The following is a 22675-nucleotide window of genomic DNA, read 5'->3' as shown; positions in this document are numbered from 1 at the left end:
GAAATTATTAAAATATGGTTCACTAATAATCAATGTGCGTTTTATTCACCCCCACTGATTATTAGTCCACCCCAGGCAGGCTTTTACAGGGAGTCCGACTTCTTTGCCACATCTAAATTTTGAGGTCGGAGTCTTACTACCCGCAAATAGCCGGATTAAAATAAATATGATTTTTCACCTTTATTTCTTTTAATAGTTTCTTTTGATTTTTATATAAATAAATTCGAAGGAGCGTATTTTATGAAAAGAATGTTGACCGAAAGAGAGTTAGAAGTGGCTATTTATGTAGCAAAAGGATACACAGATGCAGAAATTTCAAAAAAAATATATGTTACCCCTCGAAGAATTTCAACGATAATTAATCATATTAAAGAAAAATGGCATATTAATTCTAGAGTGGAATTAGGTATTTTAGTTTATCATTATGGTTTTATAGATGCACCCTTATTTTCAAATAAAAAAATTCAGCTATGTAAAAAGGTTGTACAATAGATAGCTGAATATAACGAGTTTAAATTGCAAATAAAAATAGAAGAGCAGACAAACTTTTATTATTTGGTTTACTCCATCACTTTTTAAATTTCAGACATTAATATAAAAAGGTTAGAGAATTAACTTCTCTAACCTTTTTATATACACTATTAGGTTTCAAACAGTAAAGATGCCCTAATGCTACCATTGATCCTGTTCCCTATTCAACCTTGTATAAACAAAAAAATCAGATATTACCACTATTCAAAACCAGTTACAATTCTCTCTTTCATTTTCTGTATTACTTCACTGCTCAATACTTTTTGACCAGCAGGAAGTTTTAATATGGCAGCGGCACCTTTACTAAGGTATATTTCTTGATCATTATTTTGATTTACTACCAATATTCCTTGCCCTTCAAATTCGAAATAACTAATATCTTTTGTTTCATTTGTATTATTTTTTATTGCTTTATATAATCCATATAAATCTTTACTTCTATTTTCTCCGCCCGTTCGAATCGGTTCAGTATCATTCGCAACAATTAGTCCTTCTGGCTGCTCACCCTTCATAATAAACCACAGCTTTTCATTTGTTGGTAATAGTAAATTCTTAAATTCAGAGCTATTTAAAATTTGCTGTGCTGGAATTGTTTCATAGATTGGTAACGAAAATGGAGATGTTGTTATTTTTTCAAAACTTAAATTTTCAGAAGAACTTCCCTTACTATATTGATAATCTTTTAATGCGATCGATTGTACTGATTCACTTTTATTTTTTGATGCATAACTAATTTTACTAGCGAAAATAATAACGGTCATTAAGCACATGCACAGTATCACAAGCTTAAGTAGTTTTCCCATTTATGAACCCCCGCTTTTAATATTATTAGTTTGCATGGATATTATAAACAGTTTCACTCCACCAAAAATTATTATTGTTATGGAACGTACTGAAATTATGATTATAATGATCACCATACCAAGGGTCCATGTATGTTATATAATCTGTTCCATTTGTCCCTTTATAAAATCCATCAAGTACTAGAAAGTGTCCGATGTTAGCTCCATTTTGCCACATAATGAGTGCAATCATCGGCTGATTACTATTAATTTGACTTTTGAACCAATCATAAGATTTTGCTCCAGAACTTATAGCTGAGCTAACACCATATCCCGATAATCCATATTGTATTTCACGTGAAGTTGCAGGATTATTATATGATCCACCCTTAACATACCTAACGTACTGATCTTGTGAAGGAGTTTTCCCAAAATAATTTAAAACTGAAACCGAAGTGCCTGCCCAACACCAATTTGATCTTTCTTGTAATATGTTAGGTACAGATAATTTACGGTCTGTTGGTGTACTTGGGGGATTTCCATTAATATACGCTGACGTTACATATACTTTTTTTCCATCTTTAAAATAATAAAACCAACGATTATCTAAATTTCCTGTCCAGTAATCTTTAACCGCTTCACCATACTCCCATCCTTTAAAAGATACTTTTGTATTTCCGGGAATCACATCTACAATATTTGCATTTAAACTTTTTGCCTCTCTAACATTTACATTCAATGGAGCTGTTGTTCCTGAAAATTCAACTTCTTCTGCTATTATTTTCTGAACACCAATAAAACTAAATGTGAAAAACAATAAAAACATACAAACAATAAAATGATTTCTTCCCTTCATTTCTCCACCCCTTCATCAGTACTAAAAAACATCAACAATTCATCCTTATTAATTGTTCAAGCTTAATATTACATACTAACGAAAAATGACTTCTCATAAAGTGAAACTTTAATCAGTAGTGGTTTTATTCATCCCCCACTGATTATTAGTTGAACCAATCGGGCTGCCCGGCAAATAGTGGGATAAATTCCAATACAAAAAAGGAGCCTATAAATTTTTATAGACTCCTTTTTATTTCGTCGTTATTACTTAGCTAATTCTTTCGTACCCTTCATTACATCAATGAAGAATCCCCAGTTATTCACTACAGAAGAGATACTGATATGTTCATCTGGAGTGTGGACGTTGAAAATGTCTGGTCCGAATGAAATTGCATCTAATTCAGGCATCTTTTGAACGAATGCGCTACACTCAATCCCCGCATGTACAGCGAAGATTTCAATTTCTTTATTGTATTTTTCTTGATGTACTTTCTCAAATAAATTACGAATTTGTGAGTTTGGATTGTATGGCCATTCTGGATACTCTGACTCTATTTCAAATGTAGCACCAACTAATTCAGCAATATATTTGATTTCTTCTGCAACATGTTGTTTTAAACTACTTACAGAACTTCGCACTTCGTTACGTAATTTAATTTCATCTTGCAACGTTTCAATAACGCCTAAATTTGTTGAACTTTCTACAAGACCTTTAATATCCATGCTCATACTTTGAATGCCATTTGGAATTAAGAATAATGATGAAATAAGCTGCTTTTGTGTCTCTTTAGCAAATACTTTTTCAACTTTTTCATCCAATTTTGTCAGTGTAACATGAACATCTGGATCAACAGCACGCATTTCTTCTTGTAATACACGTGTCCATGATTCTAGTTTTTCTTCTACTTGTCCTACATCTTCTGTACGAATTAAAATTGTAGCTACACTTTCACGCGGAATTGCATTCGTTTTTAATCCGCCGTGAACTTCACTTATGTAAAACTCCGTATGTACTGATAAATCACGTAATACTCGTCCTAATACTTTGTTCGCATTACCGCGTTGTTTATCAATTTCCATACCAGAATGGCCGCCTTTTAGACCACCAACATATATACGGTATGCATCCATATTCGCTGGCGTTTCATCCCAAATTACTTGAATTGTTTCAACAGCTTTCGCACCACCTGCACTACTTACAAGTAATTTATGATCTTCTTCAGAATCAATATTTATAAATATCTTTCCTTCAAAATGATTTGGATCAATAGCAAAAGCTCCGCCCATTGTCGTTTCTTCTTCAGTAGTGATAACGACTTCAAGTGCTGGATGCGGAATTTCTTTTGAATCTAATAAAGCTAATGCATACGCAACTGCAATACCATTATCAGCACCTAAAGTTGTTTGATTTGCATATAACATGTCCCCAATGATTCGTAATTCAATTGGATCTTTTTCAAAATCATGTACTGTTGCTTGATTTTTTTCGCAAACCATATCCATATGACCTTGAATAATAATAGCTGGTACATTTTCATAACCAGCTGTTGCTTCTTTTTTAATAATGACATTTAATGCTTCATCTTGAATGACTTCTAAGTTACGCTCTTTTGCAAAGCCCACTAAATAATCACTAATTTCCTTTTCATTACCTGATCCTCTAGGAATCTTTGAAATTTCTGCAAAATGAAAAAATACAGGGTGCTTTGTTAATTGTTCTAAAGTAGAATACATTTTTCAAGCTCCTCTCAAAATGAAAAAATAATATGTAAGTCTCATATCATTATACCATGATTCATTATTTTATCTTTCTTTTAACTTCTATTGTTCATTTTATGTACAACACTCTTACAACATTGTAAGGGCGTTGCAATCTACATCGATTTTTCTTATTTAATAATAGTCGTATACTTTTTAAAGAAACACATTAAAGGAGATAAAGAAAATGAAAAAGTTTTTAGCAATTATTACACTATGTTTATTATTTTTTAGTTTTACTATTGGCTGTGAGAGAGCGTCACTAAATAGAATTGGTAAAGATGTATATTACATGCAGATAAAAGGCGAAGGAACTATCGAAAAAGTAGATCATAGAAACTTACGAAACTATACGCTGTCCGCATATGATGAAGATGGCGTCAAAAAACAAATTACATTTAGAAGTACAAAAAAAGAAAACAATCATAAATTAAATGAAGACGCGTTTTTACGCCTTTATGTAGATCAAGATGATAATAGCAACAATGAAATATCATCAATTGAAGTAAAGTCCTATGAAGAGATTCAGAAAACAGATTTACCTAAAAAAGTAAAAGATAAGTTTACTATTAAATAAAAAACAAAAGAAAATGCTCTATGCATTTTCTTTTGTTCTTTTCACCTGTATATATTTTGAACTACTATTATTCATCAGTTTCTCTAACCGATTTATATTCTCCGTTAATGCACCTTTCACAAGAGAGAAATCTGTATTCGATTCTTCTTTTTTTTCTTTAAAAAACGAAGACTTTTGTACATTGACTTCAGCCATCTCTTCTCCCCCTTTTCAAAAAGATACAACCTTTTATTTATATTATATAGCAAATGTAGAAAGAGTGTACACTTATGATTTTCTTTTTAATTCTTCTTCTAATTCTTCTACTTGCTGCAACGTATCCCCTTTTATTAAAGAGAAATCTGTTGTATCTTCGTTATCTTCTTTAAAAAAATCATTGTCATAATCTTTTACCACTACAATCACCTCTACATGCTAGTGTAGGAATGATTGTCCAATTTTATTCAACTTTGTCGGATTTTGTTTTTAATTTATGTATAGAAGAAAAGGACAGAAAAAGATTCTGTCCTTATTTACTAAAATAACTATGATGTATTGTTAAATTATATACATTTTCAAAATCCCGATCTTGCAGGTTATTTTTCTTTCCATCAATAACAATGAAAACGTCACTTACTATTTTTGCTGGTATAATCCCGACATTTTCTACTTGCACCGCTTTCTGCTCATTCAATTGCTCGATATGTTCTAACGGGACGATAATACTAAATTGTGAGCGAATACCACGAAAGTTTGTATTTAATTCCTTCGCAGCTTCAAAAACAACAATTTTCGCGCCAATCTTTTCCCCATATGAATCTAAAAATGCATTTAAGCTCTTTGTATATTCCTCTTCCGTATGCCATTCCATCGTACCGAATACTGCTGGATTAACATTTTGAATAATTGTCGTGTATATTTCTCCTCTTGCTTTAGATGCAATTAATGATCGTTTTATGGATTGAACTGTCTTGCCAATATCGCTAAATTTCGCACCCCATATTTCTGAAATATTAGGCGTTAAAATGAACGCAATATCAACAAAAATAACCATTGCAGTAAACATTAAAAGATTTTTCCAGAGGGTTAAATCGATTCCTTTTATCATGAAATACACGGTGACAGATATGATAAACAAACCATACCAAGTCTTTCTAATACGTTGCTTCTTCTCCTCGTACAACTCTTCATTTTTCCAATAAAAGAAAACAAGGACTACAAAGACAATCGCTAAAACAAATAAGCCAATTCGAATGTTAGAGATCATTAATCACATCACCCTCCATTCAAAAACTACTCACGATATCATTACATGCGCAAGCTGCTCTCTTTATGACAAAAGACGTGGACAAGCTTCTAAAATTAGCTACATCGCATATATATTAGAAGGTACCACGTCTTTTATCCTGCTATTTGTGGACAGTAAGACCCCACTGATTAAAATTTCACTTTACCATGAGTCTATATTGTATATGTAGACAAGCATTCATTTCAAATTTTCGTATTAAAAAGAAATATGTTTCGGAATTTCCCCTTCAGGTACTTCTCCATCCATACTTAAATAATAATGACGAATCGGACGTAAGTTTTCGTCTAATTCATAAACAAGCGGAATGCTAGTTGGAATATTTAATGAAACTACACCATCACTTGAAAGGTTGTCTAAATATTTTACTAGCGAGCGAATTGTGTTACCGTGTGATGAAATAATTACTTTATTACCACTTTTTAATGTCGGCGCAATTTCTGAATGCCAATAAGCAAGTACTCTCTTCTCCGTATCCTCTAAACATTCAGTTAATGGAAATTCACCTTTTTTGAGTGTTTTATATCTTGGATCGGTCGCTTCATATCGAGGATCGTCTTCAGTAAGAGCCGGTGGTCTTACATCAACACTTCTTCTCCAAATATGAACTTGCTCCTCACCATACTTTTGAGCAGTTTCATCTTTATTCAGCCCTTGCAATGCACCATAATGTCTTTCATTTAGCTTCCAAGATTTATGTATTGGAACCCAAGTAAGATCCATCTCATGAAGTACAATCCATAACGTCCGAATTGCGCGTTTTAATACAGATGTATAAGCCACATCAAAAGTATATCCGTTTTTCTTTAATATTGCTCCTGCTTCTCTCGCTTCACTTAATCCATTCTCTGATAGATCAACATCTGTCCATCCAGTAAAGCGATTTTCAAGATTCCATAAGCTTTGTCCGTGACGAATAAGTACAAGTTTTATCATTATAATTCCCCTTTCGGAAATGTGAATTTTATTGTTCCATTGCGTACACGTATAAAGTATCTAGTAATGTATCTTTTTATCCATTCACTCTATGACCAATCGATAGTTGCCAAATGTATGGATAAAATTTGTTCTTTTTCAAACGATAAAAACAGAAGTTTTTTCATTATTTTTGATCGACTGGTATTTCACGTTTCGATATCCAAGCATCAAAACCTGATCGGCTATTTGCCATTTCATTCATAACTTGGTGCCAATTGTCCTCACATGATTCACCAAATTTTGAAAAAATAGCACCCATTTGTTGTCTTTGTACATCACTCAGTTTTTTCTCTAAATCTGTACCTTTTTCTGTTAAAGACAACTGTTTCACACGTCGATCATGCATAGCTTCATTACTCTCAATTAAGCCCTTTTCCACAAGTTGACGTAGCGGTCCGTGGAGCGCTTGCTTACTTATTTCTAATAGTGATAATAACTCATTTACACTTATCCCTGGAAAACGTGCGATAAAAAATAAAATTCGATGATGTACTCGTTGAATGCCATATTCTTTTATAATTTCATCTGGCTTTTCAGTAAATGTTTTATATGCAAAATAAAATAATGCTAATGCCTCATTCATCTGTTCTTCTTTATGTTGTGTCATCTACTTTCCCCCTGTATGTAAATTATACCACAATCTAGTAATGAATATTTTAATCAACGCATTAGAACTTGTTCAGTCTATTGAAACATTCATTGCATAATTAGGAGATGATTCATTTGAAAAAACAATATACTGTAAGTACATATTTATTGGATAGACTACACGAATTAGGAATTGAACATATATTTGGGGTTCCTGGTGATTATAATCTTGCCTTTTTAGATGATGTGGTAGCACATAAAAATTTAAAGTGGATTGGCAATTGTAATGAATTAAATGCTGCATATGCAGCAGATGGGTACGCTCGCATAAAAGGAATCGCCGCTCTTATTACTACTTTCGGTGTTGGAGAATTAAGCGCTATTAACGGTATTGCTGGCTCATATGCGGAACACGTGCCAGTTATAAAAATTACAGGTACGCCACCAACAAAAATAATGGAAAATGGAGCAATCGTCCATCATACGTTAGGAGATGGAAAGTTCGATCACTTTTCCAATATGTATCGAGAAATCACTATAGCACAAACAAATGTAACACCTGAGCATGCTGCTGAGGAAATTGACCGTGTTTTACGTGCATGTTGGAATGAAAAACGCCCTGTTCATATTAATTTGCCGATTGATGTGTATAATAAACCAATTAATAAACCGACAGAACCTATTATAAATAAACCTATTTTAAGTAATAAAGAAGCATTAAATAAAATGCTTCTACATGCCATTTCAAAAATAAATAGTGCCAAAAAACCTGTTATTTTAGCTGATTTTGAAGTAGATCGATTTCACGCTAAAGAAAATTTACATCAATTCGTAGAAAAAACTGGGTTTCCCATCGCGACGTTCAGTATGGGAAAAGGAATATTCCCAGAAAAACACCCTCAATTTATAGGGGTTTATACTGGTGATGTAAGTTCTCCGTACTTGCGAAAAAGAATTGATGAATCTGATTGTATTATTAGTATTGGTGTGAAGTTAACTGATACTATTACAGGCGGCTTCACACAAGGTTTTACAAAAGAACAAGTTATGGAAATCCATCCCTACACTGTGAAAATTATAGATGAAAAATACGGTCCAGTTGTAATGCAGGATGTTTTACAACATTTAAGTGATTCAATTGAGCATCGTAATAAAGATACCCTTGACGTTAAGCCATTTATTTTAGAATCATCACCTTTTACTGAAGAGTTCAATCCAAAAGCACAAATGGTCACACAAAAACGTTTTTGGCAGCAAATGTACCATTTCTTACAAGAAAACGACGTCTTAATTGTAGAGCAAGGAACACCTTTCTTTGGTAGTGCTGCTATCCCTCTACCTAATAACACTGCATATGTAGGACAACCGTTATGGGGATCTATCGGATATACACTGCCCGCTCTACTTGGTACACAGCTCGCCAATTTATCACGGCGCAACATTTTAATTATTGGTGATGGTTCTTTCCAAGTAACTGCCCAAGAGTTATCAACTATACTACGTCAAAATTTAAAACCGATTATATTTTTAATCAATAACAACGGATACACTGTTGAACGTGCCATTCACGGACAAAACCAACTTTATAATGACATACAGATGTGGGATTACAATAAACTATCAATGATATTTGGATCAGAAGAAAAAAGTCTAACATTTAAAGTAGAAAATGAAGCAGAATTAGCAGAAACCTTAGCAAATATAATTTTTAATAAGAATCAACTTATCTTTATTGAAGTTATAATGAGCCAAAGCGATCAACCTGAATTGTTAGCTAAACTCGGGAAAAGATTCGGTCAGCAAAATTCTTAATATAAAAGCATAACCTAATTATACAACTAGTAGTGTAAAACTTGTTTTGAGAATAGTTTCGACACTCAAAATACATAAGGAAAAGGATGGAAAGTACCATCCTTTTCTATTTTAAGAGCCTTCTTCGACTAACGCCCCGTGCGACAAGCAAAAATTCTTAATCCATCTTTAATTTTATAGCTTTTGTCGCAATAAATGTTTTAATATGCTTATCTAATATCCTTGTTCCACCAAAATCATCCTCATAAAAACCTGTTATAGCAAAACCAGCATCAATTTGGCCTTGGATTTGGTCTTCTAAAGTATGCGCATATTCTATTGTTTGATTTGAATCGATGTAATCTTGAACTTCATCCTCTGGTAAATAATCCAATGTTGATGAAGGAATTGAATGTTTAACATCCAGAATACCTTTTTGCTCTTGGTTATCATCAAAAATCCATAGTAACGGATTTGTAAATCCAGCAATAAGAACACCTTTATTCTTTAAAACCCTAGAAACTTCATTCCATACAAGATGAACATCTTTGACAAACAAATTAGACACAGGATTTACAACAATATCAAAATATTCTTCCTCAAAATCACTAAGGTCTGACATATCTCCTTGTACGGTTTTTAAAGTTAAACCATCCCGTTTTGCTACCTTTTCATCTTGTTCCAATTGCTTCTTAGATATATCAGTAACTGTTACATCTGCTCCAGCAGCAGATAGAACTGGTGCTTGTTGTCCGCCACCTGATGCTAAGCAAAGTATCTTTAATCCATCTAATGACTTTGGAAACCATTCTCTAGGAACTGATTTTTCCGTAGTGACTGTAATCTCCCATTCACCTGATTTGCTTTTCTCAATAATCTCGCTACTTACAGACTGCGTGTATCTAGAACCTTCTTCCACCTTCTTATCCCATGCATTACTGTTTTGTTGTGTAGTATCCATTACAATTATTCCTCCTAACAATCTAGTTGCATTTTAAGTGTAAACTTATTAACTATTTATGCTTTCCTTTTTCTATTAACCCGCCTGATAGTTCATACATAGTTGTCTATATTTATATTAACAGATAAAAGCTAATAATCGCTAAAAATTCTAAAAAGACAAAAAATTATACATCTATTCCATTCATTTAAAATAATCGTAGAATTGGTAAGTTTTAAACAACTCACTTCCACATAAAAATAGCATTCCAAATCTGTTGACAGTTGGAACGCTTTTTTATGTTATTTCATTTTTCAAGCTTTTAACTAAATCCATTAAACAAATAAGCTACGCTTTTTCTTTTTTTATTCAGCAAGAGTGAACTGCCAAGATACACCATACTTATCATTTAACCAGCCAAACTTTTTACTAAACGGATAAGAACCTAAAGGCATAAGAATCGCTCCATCCTGCGCTAGTTTATGAAAGACCGTTTCAATTTCTTCTTCTGTCTCACAAGTTACATAAAGAGACATAGCTGGAGTGAATGTAAAATTATGATTTACATAACTATCAATACACATAAACTCTTGGCCATTTAGCGTAAAAGTTGCATGAATTACAGTTCCCTCTTTACCAGGTCCATTTTCATCGTAGCGAGAAATACTTACAATTTCTGATTGATCAAATAGTGACGTATAAAAATTCATTGCTTCCTCAGCTTTGCCCTCAAACATTAAAAATGTAGTAATTTTTTGATTTGCGTTACTCATATGGAGACAGCCCCTTGTTATGTATTTATGTAAAACATACGCCAACAAAACCAAACGTACGTTCCTTTTAATATATTGTCTATAAAAACGATGAGTTTGTCAATTATCTACTTTATTATTTCTTCTTAAATAATGCTGTCCAAAGAAATGATTCTCCAAACATTTCTTTCGGTTGTTTCATTTGTTTCATTCTTCTAATCTCAATTACCTCAAATTCTTTAAATATCTCTCTTAACTTTTCTTCCGAGTATGCAAGACCACCTTGTAGACTCCACCCTCTATATACGTCCCAATCTGTTATTTCCGATCCATTTCGCTCATCTAAATCACCTGCCGCAAAACATGTTAATCCGAAATAACCACCCGATTTTAATGAGTTTTTAATTAAATCCACATAATTTATTCTTCTATGCGGTGGAATGTGATGCAAACAGCCCGAATCGTATACAAAATCAAATTCGTTTTGAACCTCTAAATTAAAAATTGAATCACAAATAAAATGAATTGCTACCTCTTTTGCCAATGCCCTTTCTTTAGCCCAATTAATGCCTTCTACAGATAAATCCACTGCTGTTACATCAAATCCTTGAGTCGCTAAATAAATGGCATTTCTACCTGGACCACATCCAAATTCTAATACTTTCCCTTTTGAAACTCTCTCTTTTTGTATATACGAAACTAGGTTCTCATCTGGAACATTTTCAAAAAATGGAACATCCTTTTCTCTATTCTCATAAAATTCATTCCAAAATGGTTCTGCAGGTCTTAATAATGAATCAAGCATTTTTAAAATGTCTTCTTGTGTGTGTAACGTTTCATTTTTCATTAATACCCCTCCACAAATGAATAGTCAGAAAATTATTATATATCTTTTTGAACTTTCAAACAAAGAAAAAACTCCTACATTACTTCACTTTCTATTCAAAGGATCTATTTTGTTAAAAAATTCATTTTAATTTATAACCGCTATCTTTTTCTTTTATTTTCCATTAAAATTGAGTAAAACTATTTTGATAACATAGGAGAAAGCTATGAAGCATAACATCAATCTATGATCCTTTATTTGTTCTTTAGTTTGCGTTGGGCTATTCCGTTTATATTTTGAAATTTCACTTGAACTATTCAAATTTTTCACGGATTTATTACACATTCACCCTTTGTTTATATTACTAGTTTTAGCAATAGGAACTTTTTTGCAGACATCATAGGATTTTCTAAGATGAATAATTGGATTGCGATGCTTAGAAGTGTAGCAACAGTCTTACTAACATTGGTATTATCAGTGTTTTTAACACTAACTTTGATTGTTGGCTATGCATTAAGTTAAACATCGTTCTTCGTGAATAAAACTCAATATTCCGTTAATAATATAGGTAGGCAATAGCCAAAACTCATTTAATGAAATCCCTAACCTTTCTCCTTTCCCCTTGGAGAACCAAGCAGTTAGCTTTTGCTGGCTGCTCTTTTATTTTCTGCAATTGGTTACACTTACCTGATGTTTTTAACGTAAAATTAAGTTACGATATAAAAGAATAAAATATATTTGGCTGTTATACCATTACCCTAAGAAACTAGGGTTTTCAGTTCCATAAAATTAAATTTTTGTTAAAAATAACAAACTTTCAAAGCTACTGAATTGTAAATATAAAAACACGACAGTAGACAAAAGACTTTGCAAAGAGTGCCTTTACAAGGCGCTCTTTTTTTACATATACTTATCAAATAGCGTTTTGGTTTAAAATAAATGCTCTAAATAAATTAGATACATTTACCAGTATGTTTACCACAACATTCATGTTAAAATCCCTTGTGAGTACGACATAACTCGACCTTATGAAGCCTTGCAGCCATTATCGCGGGGCTCTTTTTTTAATTTAATTAACGGTTTTGTTTAATTTTCTAACTTTTCCCCCACTTAACATACTAAAATTCATATATAATAAAAACATAGTTGCAGCATTTTATTATTAGGAGGTGTAATTATGTCATTTGCAGTATGGAGTGCAATTTTTATGACTTTGATCGGAGCAATGTCCGGAGCAATATTTGGTACAATCTCTTCTAGAAATAAGAACAAAAGTACGAACTAAAAAACCTAATATTAAAATTTAATATCTATTTCAGTGCCAGCTGATACACCCTTGACATTTCAGCTGGCATTTTCTATTTAAATAAGTTTTTTGTTAAAAACTTATTTGGATATATTTTCTGATACTTAATTAATTATATTAGGAATGTTAGTAATACTAAAAATAATAATGATTTTGTTATACATCTGTTTCGGAATAAGTGCAGTTTTTAGATTAATAAAGGAATTTCAAAAGCTACAGAAAAAACAGTTCTTGATTTTAGTTGATTCTCTAATTTTGATAGAAGCAATATTTTTAATGGCTAGTTTCTTTATCTAAATTACATAAAAAAACTCCCAGTGAGTGAAGCAGCTAGCAAAAGCTAACTGCTTTTTAATTACAATTACTGGTTTGTTTAAATTCACCTTAATTCATATCAAGTTTTCTTAACATTCTCTTTAATAACCTTATAATATAATTAAACTATTTGTATGAGAGGTGATTATTATGAACTGGAAACAAAAATACAATCCAAAATATTTCTTTTACCGAATGTATAGTTATATTTATAAAGCCCTTGATGATATATCATGGTCCTTAAAATAACGCTTTTGTTCACTTTTTTGATACATTTACGAAACATTCATGTGTTATCTTCATTAAGTTCTTTTCTTTTTATAATGTCGTGTGAGATATACCAACAGAGGAAGCCCTAGATCCCCTAATCCTAGGGCTTTTTTATAAGAATTTTATACATTTTATTATTTCCACTAACTCTTTAAATTGTATATACATAATATAAAATTTTCATGTTGTTATATTTTTTGATGGCCTCTTATCTTTCCTTAAAAGGCTTTTTTTCAAATAACGCTTTTGTTTAATTTATATTTAAAAAGTTCCTTTTCATAAAGACTTCCCTTATATGCTATACTCATTCTTAAATAATTGTATAAGGAATGTTAAAAATGGATGATAGATCGTCAAGACAATGGAAATTGCGACAAAAGTTAAGAGCACTGAAAACCAAAAACAACAATGACACAAACCCTTTGTTTAGTGAATGCCTTGAATCCCTAGGAAACGAAACTCTCATTTTCTCCCAAGAAAAAAGCCAGCAGATTGCTACTATTTTAATGAATTCATTTCCTATAACTGTCTCGGGAAGAATAGATTGGGAACAGATAGATAATCAATTCATAGCTTCGAACAAAGAACAACTAATTTCCCTTATTAGAGCAAACCAACTAGATTTTGACGAACAGATTTTTATAATATGGGATAGCTATGAAATCCCTGTAGTAAGTACAAATCTTGATAAAGTATTCCAATCACTAGTTGACGTTGATGCAGTCAGTTTTTATTACTGGCTATTAGACAAAGAATATAGGTTCGTAATTGAAATAAATGATGAAGAATTGATTAGGATTGGGTTTCGCTAATACTCTAAGCATATGAAGCTAGTTCCCTTCATTTCTTAATATTTTCTTCGTCACCACCGCTATTATTATCATTATGAAACTAATAGCAAATATAGGTAAATAAATTTTCGTACTGAATCCTTCAAACATAAAACCATATACGACTTGCCCAATTGGTGCCATACATTGAGATACCGCTGTTATAAATGCCATCACTTTTCCTAGATTTTCATTTGGTGTTTTCTTTTGGACTACAGTAATCACATAAATGGATACAATTGTCATAATCATTGCGATTAGAAGAGAAGAAAGTATAAAGAGGATAAATGGTGGATAGTATCCTAAATTAAGAATAAACGGTGTAACTGATAGTGCCACTGGCATTACTAATAAAGCTATGATAAGCATCCAATTATATAATGTTTTCATCTGTAACTTTTTAGCAAAGAAACCGATTGACAATGCCCCTAATATGGTTGCAAAATCAATTAATCCCATTCCAATTCCATACATCGTATCGCTACTCTGCATAGTTACTCGTAACATAATAGGTCCTCCAACAACAAATAACGGTGTCAAAATTAAGTTTAATAAAGCTGCAAGTAACATAGCCTTCAAAATAAAAGGTTGCTTTAAAACATAAAGAAAACCTTTTTTCATATCTTTTACAATTGTCGGTATGATATGGCTTTCTTGCGCTCTTTTTATAAAAGGTATTGTAATAAACATTTCTAAAATTGCAGATAAAAAGAAAGCAAGACAACTTGTTATTACGAGCATTTTCAAACCAATTATGCCATATAATATTCCTCCTAGTACAGGTGCAACTATATTAGATAATGCTTGCACACCATTTATGATACCGTTTGCTTGTTCTAACTTTTTCTCTGGAACTAATTGCGGAATACTTGCCATAACAACTGGTGAGTACATTGCACTAATGACTGCTAGTAAAAACATAATTGCTCCAATCAATAAAATAGATACCGATTCAGTTAATAACAAAACTATAAAACTTAATACAATAGCAGCGTTTATAAAATCCAAAATGACCATTACATTACGGCGGTTGAAACGATCTGCTATCGCTCCGCCAAGAGGAGCTAACAAAAACGGGATACTCGTTATGGCATATAACCCTGCAAATATATCGGCACGTCCTGTTATATCTAGCACATATAAAGACAGTGCAAAACGTAATAGTGTTGAACCTAAAATAGTAATAATTTGACCACTTACCATTAAGTGAAAATCTTTCAAGGAAGATTGAATACTTGCTGGCATCTTCATCACATCCTTCATTTAGTCTAGACCGACTGCCGGTCTATAACACCCAAACAGAAAAAAGCTATTTCTGTTTCATTAAAACCTCGATCATATAATCAAAGGACCCTTCTTTCGCTCCAACAGATACTTCCATCATTTTAATATAAGCCTTAGCTCTTCTCATCATTTCTTCCGGTTTCCACTGGAATAAACCATCATCAAATATGACTTGTGCTGAAGAGAGTAATAATTCAATTGTTTCTTGTGGGTATGGAGTAGAAAATATGCCTTCTTCTATTCCTTGCTCTAAAACTTCCGTTAATACAGGAGATAAATGTATAATGGATTGCACTAAACTTTTCTGATGCATTTCTGCATTATTTGGTTGATGGAATTGTTCAATCATTTTTTCTTTGACATCTCCTGATTTTGGTGATTGTTCCATTAAAATTTTAAATAACTTATCTAAAACGGGGATATCGGGATTGGAGACAATCCTTTTCGCCTTAGTGACATCCTCTTTAATAATCCTCATAATGATTTCATCCATTACTTCCTCCTTCGACTTAAAATAATGATAAAACGTCCCCTTTGCTATACCAATTTCTTTTAAAATATCATTCACGGTTGTTTTCGTATAACCTTTCGTAAGAAACAAACGCTCAGCTGTTTCTAAAATTTCCTTTCTACGCTCCTCATACTCCTTTACAATTCGCATTCAAGTTCTCCTTCCCATCAGACCGACTGTCGGTCTATTAAAATTATATGTTTAGTTTGCAAAAAGTTTCCTATTATCGTACATATACAACACCATACTTTCTATTTCCTTTATAAATTTTTATTTTTTAACGTCCGCTCAATTTGTTTAAAACGTATCTCATGTTTCTTATCGTCACCTTTCATTTTAGGAAAAGAACGATGCCTCCGTTCGATCTATGTACTTATCAATGGAGTATTTTGTTGAGTTCCAATATGTAATATTGCATATTTCGCACTTTTAATTTTTGTATATGTAATAATTTATTTATAAAAATATAAATTATTAATAAGGGTGATTTATATGAGCAAGTTCCGAAAGAAGATTATTAAATATTTGCAAACATTTTGGGGATGCTTAGCATTTGGTGTATTAATGTTTGCTATCTTCTTAATTACGGATTTAACAGATGCATCTTTAAATACATTAGGCTGGAGAGACTGGCTAGGTTCTGTAGCAGGCGCAACCATTTTATCTGTTGGGATGTTTACTTTAAATAAATTGAATTTAAAATAAATATTCGGTCAATACTGAATGTGGGCTGTATGCCAACATTCATTTAAAGTAGTCTTCTCTGTATCTCCTTGTATTGAGCAGTTAGCTTTTGCTAGCCGCTCTTTTATTTTGTTCCGGTTCTTACCTCTTAAAGAACTCTTTATCTACTTTCCCCCAATAAGTACACATATCTATTCTCCATTGCTACAAAATGAAATCTTTATTTTGTTTTACGCGTCGCTTCTTCAATCAGCCAAGATACAATATTAAAATCATTAGCTTCACCCTTTAAAGATGTTCCGTTCCAAAAGCATTCTTTCATCACTTCAAGTAATTTTTCAACAGCTTCAATTCATCTCATATTAATTTTCCCTTTCTCCCAAATAACTATTTTGTTTTATTAATTAACTGATTAATAAAACAAACACCTTTATTAAACATTCCATGTTTCTTCACCCCTTGAATATTTTTCAAATAAAAATACATACTATTTTCAAGCCGCCGTGTCCACGGCTAATACCTCTTTCTTTTGATGTATATTTTTTTAGAAATCGAAAATAATACCAACAAGCTGTTTGAACTAGCAGCTTCACTCTTCTCGCAATGGGGATGCAAATTATCACAATTAGCTAACTCATTGAACTCACTGGCAGACAACCAAAATCGTTGTCTGCTTTTTGTATGAGATTTTTCGTTTTACATATACTACTTTTGAACCTGCAGACCAATACGAGCCATTTTGGTACTTGGGATTTCCCTTCCGGGGATAAGTATTTTTTACTTATCCCTTTTTTGTATAGACACGTATATTTAGGGTAAAACTAATTACAAGCAGATTTTCTGTTTATGCGTAGTTCTAAACAAGATTACTTTTTCTCCTATTAAAGGACGGCAGGTACGACTGCTAGTCCTTTTTTCTTATTTCGCATATTATCACTACATTACCTTCATCGTCGTCGTAAGCAATTTCCCCATAAGGATGGCAGTGGTGCTTCCCGAGTTCCTCATCGATCAAAACTAACAAATTAGTTTTCCAGTTTCCAACGATCGTACACCAATACGAGTTTAATCCTTCATAAACTTCTCTTGTTCTATTTCAATAATTGCGGAATGTATAATGAAAATACTCGCTCGCTTCAATACCTTTTCTTTTAACCAAAGTGTTCTGCTGAATGATAGTAATACCCTTGCACTAATGGTTTTGGACTATAAAATTCCCTTTATAAATTTCAAATGCGGTGAATGAAATTTTGTTTTTTTCTTGCCATCATCCTTGTTGTATACAAACAAAAAAAGAGCCACAATATTTTGCGACTCTTTTACAATTATAACTATTTAACGGCCACGTCTTTGCTGACCTTGCTTTGTACTACCTTTTTTATTACTTGGCTTATTAAATGATCGGTTATTTTCATTTCTAGAACTATTTCTCGAATTATTTCTTGAATCACTTCTTGAGCTATTTCTTGAATCACGTCTTGATTCACTTCTTGAACCTTCGCGGCTATCTCTTTGACGATTTTGACCTGATTTCTTCGGAGCCAGCTTTGGTACCGGTTTTCCATTTTCATCTACACGTTTTATCTTCGGTTGTTCGATTATTTCTCTTTGTATTGGTGCACCAAGCGTTTTTTCAATTTCTTCTAAATATTTTTCATCTTTCGCTGCAACGAACGTAATTGCAAGACCTGATCCACCTGCACGTCCTGTTCGGCCAATACGATGAATATAACTTTCTACATCTTCAGGGATGTCAAAGTTAAATACGTGCGTTACACCATCTACATCAAGTCCACGAGCTGCTACATCCGTTGCGATTAAGTACTGAATTTTAGCTTCGCGGAAACTCTTCATAACTCTTTCACGTTTCGCTTGAGGTATATCACCATGAAGTTCAGCACAATTATAACCTAGTCCTTTTAAATTATCATACAGTTTACTTACTCTAAGTTTTGTACGGCAGAAAATAACAGCTAAAAATGGCTGATCACGATCCATAACAAAACGAAGTGCATCTGGCTTTGCACGATCTGTAGTCTCAATAACACGCTGCTCAATTGTATCTACCGTTACTTCTTCACTTTGTACTTGAATCATTTGCGGCTCGTCCATATAACGCTTCGCCAATTTTTTAATATCTTTTGGCATCGTTGCTGAGAATAACATCGTTTGTTTACTACCTGGTGTCTCATCTAAAATGTCTTCAATATCATATAAGAAACCAAAATAAAGCATTTGATCCGCTTCATCTAGTACAATCGTTGAAAGATTACTTAAATCAATTGTTTCACGTCGTATATGATCTAATAATCGTCCTGGTGTTGCAACAACAATATGTGTATTACCTTTTAATTTTCTCAATTGTTGTGCTACATCTTGCCCACCATAAATCGCTAGTACATTAATATCTTCTCTTTGAACAAGCATTTTTTTAATTTCAGCTGTAATTTGCAGTGCTAGCTCCCTTGTTGGTGCAACAATTAAAGCCTGAACATCACTAGACGCTGGATCGATTTTTTCTAAAATCGGTAACACGAATGCAAGTGTTTTACCTGTTCCAGTTTTTGCTTGACCAATTATATCTTTACCAGACAGTATTACCGGAATCGCTTTCTCTTGAATTGGTGTTGCTTCTGTAATTCCATTTTCACGTAATGTATGATTAAAAGTTTCACTAATTCCTAATTCTAAAAAGTTTTTCAAATAGACCACTTCTTTTCCTTATTTTTCACATTAGCTTTCATTGTACCATTTGTTTCGCCAAATATGAAAAATAAAAAAATTCTTATCTTCTTTTTTTATATTCATCCTGTACTAGATGAACAAATTCTTTTTGCTTTTTCTCAGATTTTATTAATGCTTCCATATTTATAGAAGTAAAAATATACCTTTTAATTTTTCTATTACTCCAAATTAAACTTGTATACTTCGGATCTTCATGTAGATTTCGAAACCACTCTAATTCACTTAATTTTGCGATATGGTGTTTCAATTTCATGTCATTTCGAGGATAAAATAAAATGATATCTGCTATTACATCAAATAACGAACCCATCTTCCCCCCCTATACTCTTGCTCAAATTATATATATTCTTCTTTACATATATATTTCAATTTTACCGAAATATAATGTTACTGATTTGGTTGAAATCGCAAAATATATGAACTAAAAACCGATCTTTTCGATTTAGGAAAGACCGATTTTCATTAATTTATACAGTAAGCTTTCCTCCATGATAGCAATAATACTGTGTTGCTTTAAAACTTTTAATCCTATTTAAAGACTGTTTCGCTTTTTCTATATCTAAACAAAAATTCGGATTAGCTATTACTAACTCACGATTCTCTTGAACAGCCGCATCTCCCGTAATTACACAATCTAAATTCGGAAAATATAATGAAATATGCCCCGAAGTATGTCCTGGCGTCGCTACTATTTGACATTCATTATTCAAAATCATTTGACCATCATGCACTTTTTCATCGACGGAAATATGTTTTATATTTTTTAACTGTTGTATAAACCATTTATCAAATTCTTTTTCTTCATTTGACATACGTTCTAACATTTCTTCAGCTTGAACTAACCTCTCTGATTTTATATCACCACTAATATAGTTAGATTCAATTTCACTAGCAATAACATTAATTTGAGGATATTTCACTTTAAAATCGTATAAAGACCCTATATGATCATCATCATAATGAGTAATAATTATATTTTTTAAGTTTTTTATCTCATATCCATGTTTTAATATTGCATTTTCAATTAAAGGTAAAAAACTTGGATATCCTGTATCGACTAACGTTAATTCATTATGTAATATAATTAAACTTGGATAAATACATTGTTTTTGCCCGTTAAATTCGAATTCAATTGGTAGTTCTATTATTTTCATTTTTCTTCCCCCATACCGCCTATTCAATATTTAATAATAACCACTTCGTCCACATACATTTTACTATACATATTAAAAAATTTTTTATCAGTATTTTGTTTTAACGTTTTTTATTAGTTAATTCTATTTTTAAATGTGGATACCAAAGTTATTTTATATCTATTTCTCATATGTGTTAGCAAGTTCGTCTGTAAAATCATAGACAGGGTTTTCACTCTTAACCTAAGCTGTTACTTTTTATAAATGAATTTTACCCTTATTGGACAAGTATCCGTTTCGTAATTTTCATATGTAATAAAAGAGACATCTCCTTAAATTAGAAATGTCTCTTTTAAATTAATAGAACAAATTCAGTTGTATTTCTTTTTTGTGAAAAGTTTTTTCATCAATAAATTATACATTTTCAGTGCTTGTACTACAACTTGTCGAGTATAAAATTGGTATACCACATATAGCATCATTCATTACATCACGAAAAACTTTTGCAGCGACTTCTGTGAAAGTTTGGCATAGATTAGAAATATCATCATTAAAAAACTGAATCACTTTTGCAGCAAAAACCGGAAAAACAACATTCGCTCCACCTGGGAACTGCGGTTGCACAACAACTTGCTCAAAATACAAGTTGCTTTCTAAAGCTACTTGAAAAAGGTGTGCAATTTCAAAAGCATCTAAAGGACAAGGAATTGGGTTTACAATTCCATCCCCAATAACACTAACAACAATAGTTACATTTACATTGCCAAATTGCACAGTAGGTTTAAGAAGTGTAGCTAATGCAATCGCTTTTTCAAAATCCGTAGTTTGTACTAAAATAATAAAATTTCCATCAGTCGGTATTAGCGGACCTACTGTTACAGTTGGATCAGCCCCTACCGAATTTCTGAGTTCGTTAAAATATGTGATCCATGGCGGTGAAAGTTGAGGTTGTACACGCTCGTCCATTCTTTTTCCACCTCCTTATACAATTCTCAATACTATAATATGAAAAAATTCTAATAGTGCATTAGATATATTTATTATTTTTTATAGCATTTTCGTATCAATCTGAGAATTTTGTTTGTTTACAAAACCTTTTAGAAACATTTAACCATTTATTGTATGTCAATAATATAGTAGTGAAAAATTTACAGGTGAAGGATATAGCAAGAACAAGGTTGCTAGTTCATTAATCGTAAAAATATGACGTTTTAGATGAATAAGCTTTATTTGCAGTAATATACCTTTATTATTATGTACCTTATATTGCAGCGCTTCACTAATAAGACGTACAATCCCTATCCTTTTAGAAGTAATTAAAACCTTCGGTGAAATCTTCTTTAGATAGATACCATTTGCAAATTGTTTAATTTAACAAATACTACTTGCATACTATGTAATGAAACACTGTGAATCATTGTATAATCCACATTATATTATTTTGAACAGGTAATCCCCTATTTTTATGGAAATATATAATTAAGAAAAACAATAAAATTGATTAATCTCTCACTTCTTTGTCCATCCTTTTAAAAAATCTATGTTTTTGTAAAAGGAGCGTTCATATGGAGAAACAGACACTTTGGAAAAAGTTCAAAAAAAGCTCTGTAAACCTCGGTAAATCTAGCGTATATGAAAGTATTATTTTATTCTACACAATGAAAAAGAAAGAATTACCTACTAAAGCGAAATTCATAATATTAGCCGCTTTATCTTATTACGTATTAACAATCGATTTCATTCCAGATATAGCTGCTATTATTGGGATTGGGTTATTAGATGATGTTTTAGCAATCGCTGTAGCGCATAAATACGTTATGAGACACGCAGATGCTGAAATTCGAGAAAAGAGCAAAGTAAAGATGGAGTCATTATTTACTTCAGCACAAGCATAATGAAATTATCTAGTCATTTACCTACCTTTTTACTTTCAAATAAAGCTAACTGTAATT

Annotated in this window: 23 protein-coding genes and 1 pseudogene; 7 read left to right on the top strand and 17 right to left on the bottom strand. The window is 32.1% G+C overall.

The genetic code is table 11. From position 1 onward, the window contains the following. Positions 1-240 precede the first annotated feature (240 nt). Entirely contained in the window at positions 241-492 is a 252-nt protein-coding gene (locus BHV55_RS12235; RefSeq protein ID WP_000827560.1) for a response regulator transcription factor, read from the top strand. A gap of 239 nt (positions 493-731) precedes the next feature. Here the strand turns inward: BHV55_RS12235 and BHV55_RS12230 are convergent, their stop codons facing one another. The 3 genes from BHV55_RS12230 to pepD form a co-directional block, all read right to left on the bottom strand. Next, positions 732-1334 carry a hypothetical protein gene (locus BHV55_RS12230; protein WP_000517260.1) on the bottom strand — a complete coding sequence of 201 codons (603 nt, stop codon included), beginning with the start codon at positions 1332-1334 and terminating at the stop codon, positions 732-734. A 25-nt stretch (positions 1335-1359) separates the two neighbouring features. After that, positions 1360-2169, bottom strand: coding sequence for a papain-like cysteine protease family protein (locus BHV55_RS12225; protein ID WP_000678509.1), 810 nt, complete (start codon positions 2167-2169; stop codon positions 1360-1362). A 245-nt stretch (positions 2170-2414) separates the two neighbouring features. Continuing rightward, complete coding sequence (gene pepD, locus BHV55_RS12220) at positions 2415-3884, bottom strand: beta-Ala-His dipeptidase (RefSeq protein ID WP_000287515.1); 1470 nt, start codon at positions 3882-3884, stop codon at positions 2415-2417. 211 nt (positions 3885-4095) lie between these two features. On the opposite strand from pepD, the gene BHV55_RS12215 reads away from it, so the two are divergent. Further along, on the top strand, positions 4096-4485 hold the full coding sequence (locus BHV55_RS12215; RefSeq protein WP_000713866.1) for a YxeA family protein: 390 nt from the start codon (positions 4096-4098) through the stop codon (positions 4483-4485). Positions 4486-4503: 18 nt separating this feature from the next. Here BHV55_RS12215 and spoIISB read toward each other — a convergent pair whose 3' ends face one another. The 5 genes from spoIISB to BHV55_RS12190 form a co-directional block, all read right to left on the bottom strand. Further along, complete coding sequence (gene spoIISB, locus BHV55_RS12210; protein ID WP_000852629.1) at positions 4504-4680, bottom strand: stage II sporulation protein SB; 177 nt, start codon at positions 4678-4680, stop codon at positions 4504-4506. Between the two features lie 72 nt (positions 4681-4752). Further along, positions 4753-4881, bottom strand: a complete 129-nt coding sequence (locus BHV55_RS12205) for a hypothetical protein (protein ID WP_000237818.1) — start codon at positions 4879-4881, stop codon at positions 4753-4755. Between the two features lie 112 nt (positions 4882-4993). Next, the gene (locus BHV55_RS12200; protein ID WP_000624977.1) at positions 4994-5731 is read right to left on the bottom strand and encodes a type II toxin-antitoxin system SpoIISA family toxin; all 738 of its coding nucleotides are present in this window, start codon (positions 5729-5731) and stop codon (positions 4994-4996) included. Between the two features lie 237 nt (positions 5732-5968). Further along, complete coding sequence (gpmA, locus tag BHV55_RS12195) at positions 5969-6706, bottom strand: 2,3-diphosphoglycerate-dependent phosphoglycerate mutase (RefSeq protein ID WP_000594152.1); 738 nt, start codon at positions 6704-6706, stop codon at positions 5969-5971. Positions 6707-6872: 166 nt separating this feature from the next. Next, complete coding sequence (locus tag BHV55_RS12190; RefSeq protein WP_000191888.1) at positions 6873-7355, bottom strand: MarR family winged helix-turn-helix transcriptional regulator; 483 nt, start codon at positions 7353-7355, stop codon at positions 6873-6875. A 107-nt stretch (positions 7356-7462) separates the two neighbouring features. On the opposite strand from BHV55_RS12190, the gene BHV55_RS12185 reads away from it, so the two are divergent. Further along, entirely contained in the window at positions 7463-9148 is a 1686-nt protein-coding gene (locus tag BHV55_RS12185; protein ID WP_070758101.1) for an alpha-keto acid decarboxylase family protein, read from the top strand. Positions 9149-9305: 157 nt separating this feature from the next. Here BHV55_RS12185 and BHV55_RS12180 read toward each other — a convergent pair whose 3' ends face one another. The 3 genes from BHV55_RS12180 to BHV55_RS12170 form a co-directional block, all read right to left on the bottom strand. Beyond that, positions 9306-10088 carry a class I SAM-dependent methyltransferase gene (locus BHV55_RS12180; protein ID WP_000381800.1) on the bottom strand — a complete coding sequence of 261 codons (783 nt, stop codon included), beginning with the start codon at positions 10086-10088 and terminating at the stop codon, positions 9306-9308. 344 nt (positions 10089-10432) lie between these two features. After that, the gene (locus tag BHV55_RS12175; RefSeq protein WP_048568151.1) at positions 10433-10840 is read right to left on the bottom strand and encodes a VOC family protein; all 408 of its coding nucleotides are present in this window, start codon (positions 10838-10840) and stop codon (positions 10433-10435) included. A 115-nt stretch (positions 10841-10955) separates the two neighbouring features. Continuing rightward, positions 10956-11666 (bottom strand): class I SAM-dependent methyltransferase, encoded by a 711-nt coding sequence (locus BHV55_RS12170; protein ID WP_048568152.1) that lies wholly within the window; start codon positions 11664-11666, stop codon positions 10956-10958. Between the two features lie 235 nt (positions 11667-11901). Here BHV55_RS12170 and BHV55_RS27445 point away from each other — a divergent pair. Further along, positions 11902-12167 (top strand): annotated as a pseudogene (locus tag BHV55_RS27445) (hypothetical protein). Positions 12168-13874: 1707 nt separating this feature from the next. Further along, positions 13875-14348, top strand: coding sequence for a CDI toxin immunity protein (locus BHV55_RS12160; protein ID WP_053513514.1), 474 nt, complete (start codon positions 13875-13877; stop codon positions 14346-14348). An 18-nt stretch (positions 14349-14366) separates the two neighbouring features. Here BHV55_RS12160 and BHV55_RS12155 read toward each other — a convergent pair whose 3' ends face one another. Further along, the gene (locus tag BHV55_RS12155; RefSeq protein WP_001111715.1) at positions 14367-15611 is read right to left on the bottom strand and encodes an MFS transporter; all 1245 of its coding nucleotides are present in this window, start codon (positions 15609-15611) and stop codon (positions 14367-14369) included. Between the two features lie 64 nt (positions 15612-15675). Continuing rightward, positions 15676-16311, bottom strand: a complete 636-nt coding sequence (locus tag BHV55_RS12150) for a TetR/AcrR family transcriptional regulator (RefSeq protein WP_001223580.1) — start codon at positions 16309-16311, stop codon at positions 15676-15678. A gap of 342 nt (positions 16312-16653) precedes the next feature. Here BHV55_RS12150 and BHV55_RS12145 point away from each other — a divergent pair, with 342 nt between their 5' ends. After that, the gene (locus tag BHV55_RS12145) at positions 16654-16866 is read left to right on the top strand and encodes a hypothetical protein (protein WP_000033153.1); all 213 of its coding nucleotides are present in this window, start codon (positions 16654-16656) and stop codon (positions 16864-16866) included. A gap of 1314 nt (positions 16867-18180) precedes the next feature. Here BHV55_RS12145 and BHV55_RS12140 read toward each other — a convergent pair. The 4 genes from BHV55_RS12140 to BHV55_RS12125 form a co-directional block, all read right to left on the bottom strand. Further along, the gene (locus BHV55_RS12140; RefSeq protein ID WP_048568153.1) at positions 18181-19557 is read right to left on the bottom strand and encodes a DEAD/DEAH box helicase; all 1377 of its coding nucleotides are present in this window, start codon (positions 19555-19557) and stop codon (positions 18181-18183) included. 73 nt (positions 19558-19630) lie between these two features. Then, positions 19631-19900 carry a hypothetical protein gene (locus BHV55_RS12135; protein WP_065704149.1) on the bottom strand — a complete coding sequence of 90 codons (270 nt, stop codon included), beginning with the start codon at positions 19898-19900 and terminating at the stop codon, positions 19631-19633. A 157-nt stretch (positions 19901-20057) separates the two neighbouring features. Further along, positions 20058-20744, bottom strand: coding sequence for an MBL fold metallo-hydrolase (locus tag BHV55_RS12130; protein ID WP_070758099.1), 687 nt, complete (start codon positions 20742-20744; stop codon positions 20058-20060). Positions 20745-21137: 393 nt separating this feature from the next. After that, the gene (locus tag BHV55_RS12125; RefSeq protein WP_000344486.1) at positions 21138-21689 is read right to left on the bottom strand and encodes a hypothetical protein; all 552 of its coding nucleotides are present in this window, start codon (positions 21687-21689) and stop codon (positions 21138-21140) included. Between the two features lie 599 nt (positions 21690-22288). Here BHV55_RS12125 and BHV55_RS12120 point away from each other — a divergent pair. Continuing rightward, positions 22289-22618 carry a YkvA family protein gene (locus BHV55_RS12120; RefSeq protein WP_000415089.1) on the top strand — a complete coding sequence of 110 codons (330 nt, stop codon included), beginning with the start codon at positions 22289-22291 and terminating at the stop codon, positions 22616-22618. Positions 22619-22675: the final 57 nt, after the last annotated feature.

The organism is Bacillus sp. RZ2MS9, from assembly GCF_001816185.2.
GTDB classification, from domain to species: domain Bacteria; phylum Bacillota; class Bacilli; order Bacillales; family Bacillaceae_G; genus Bacillus_A; species Bacillus_A cereus.
The sequence above is the reverse complement of the archived record's forward strand: the minus strand, read 5'-3'. Positions and strand labels throughout refer to the sequence as shown.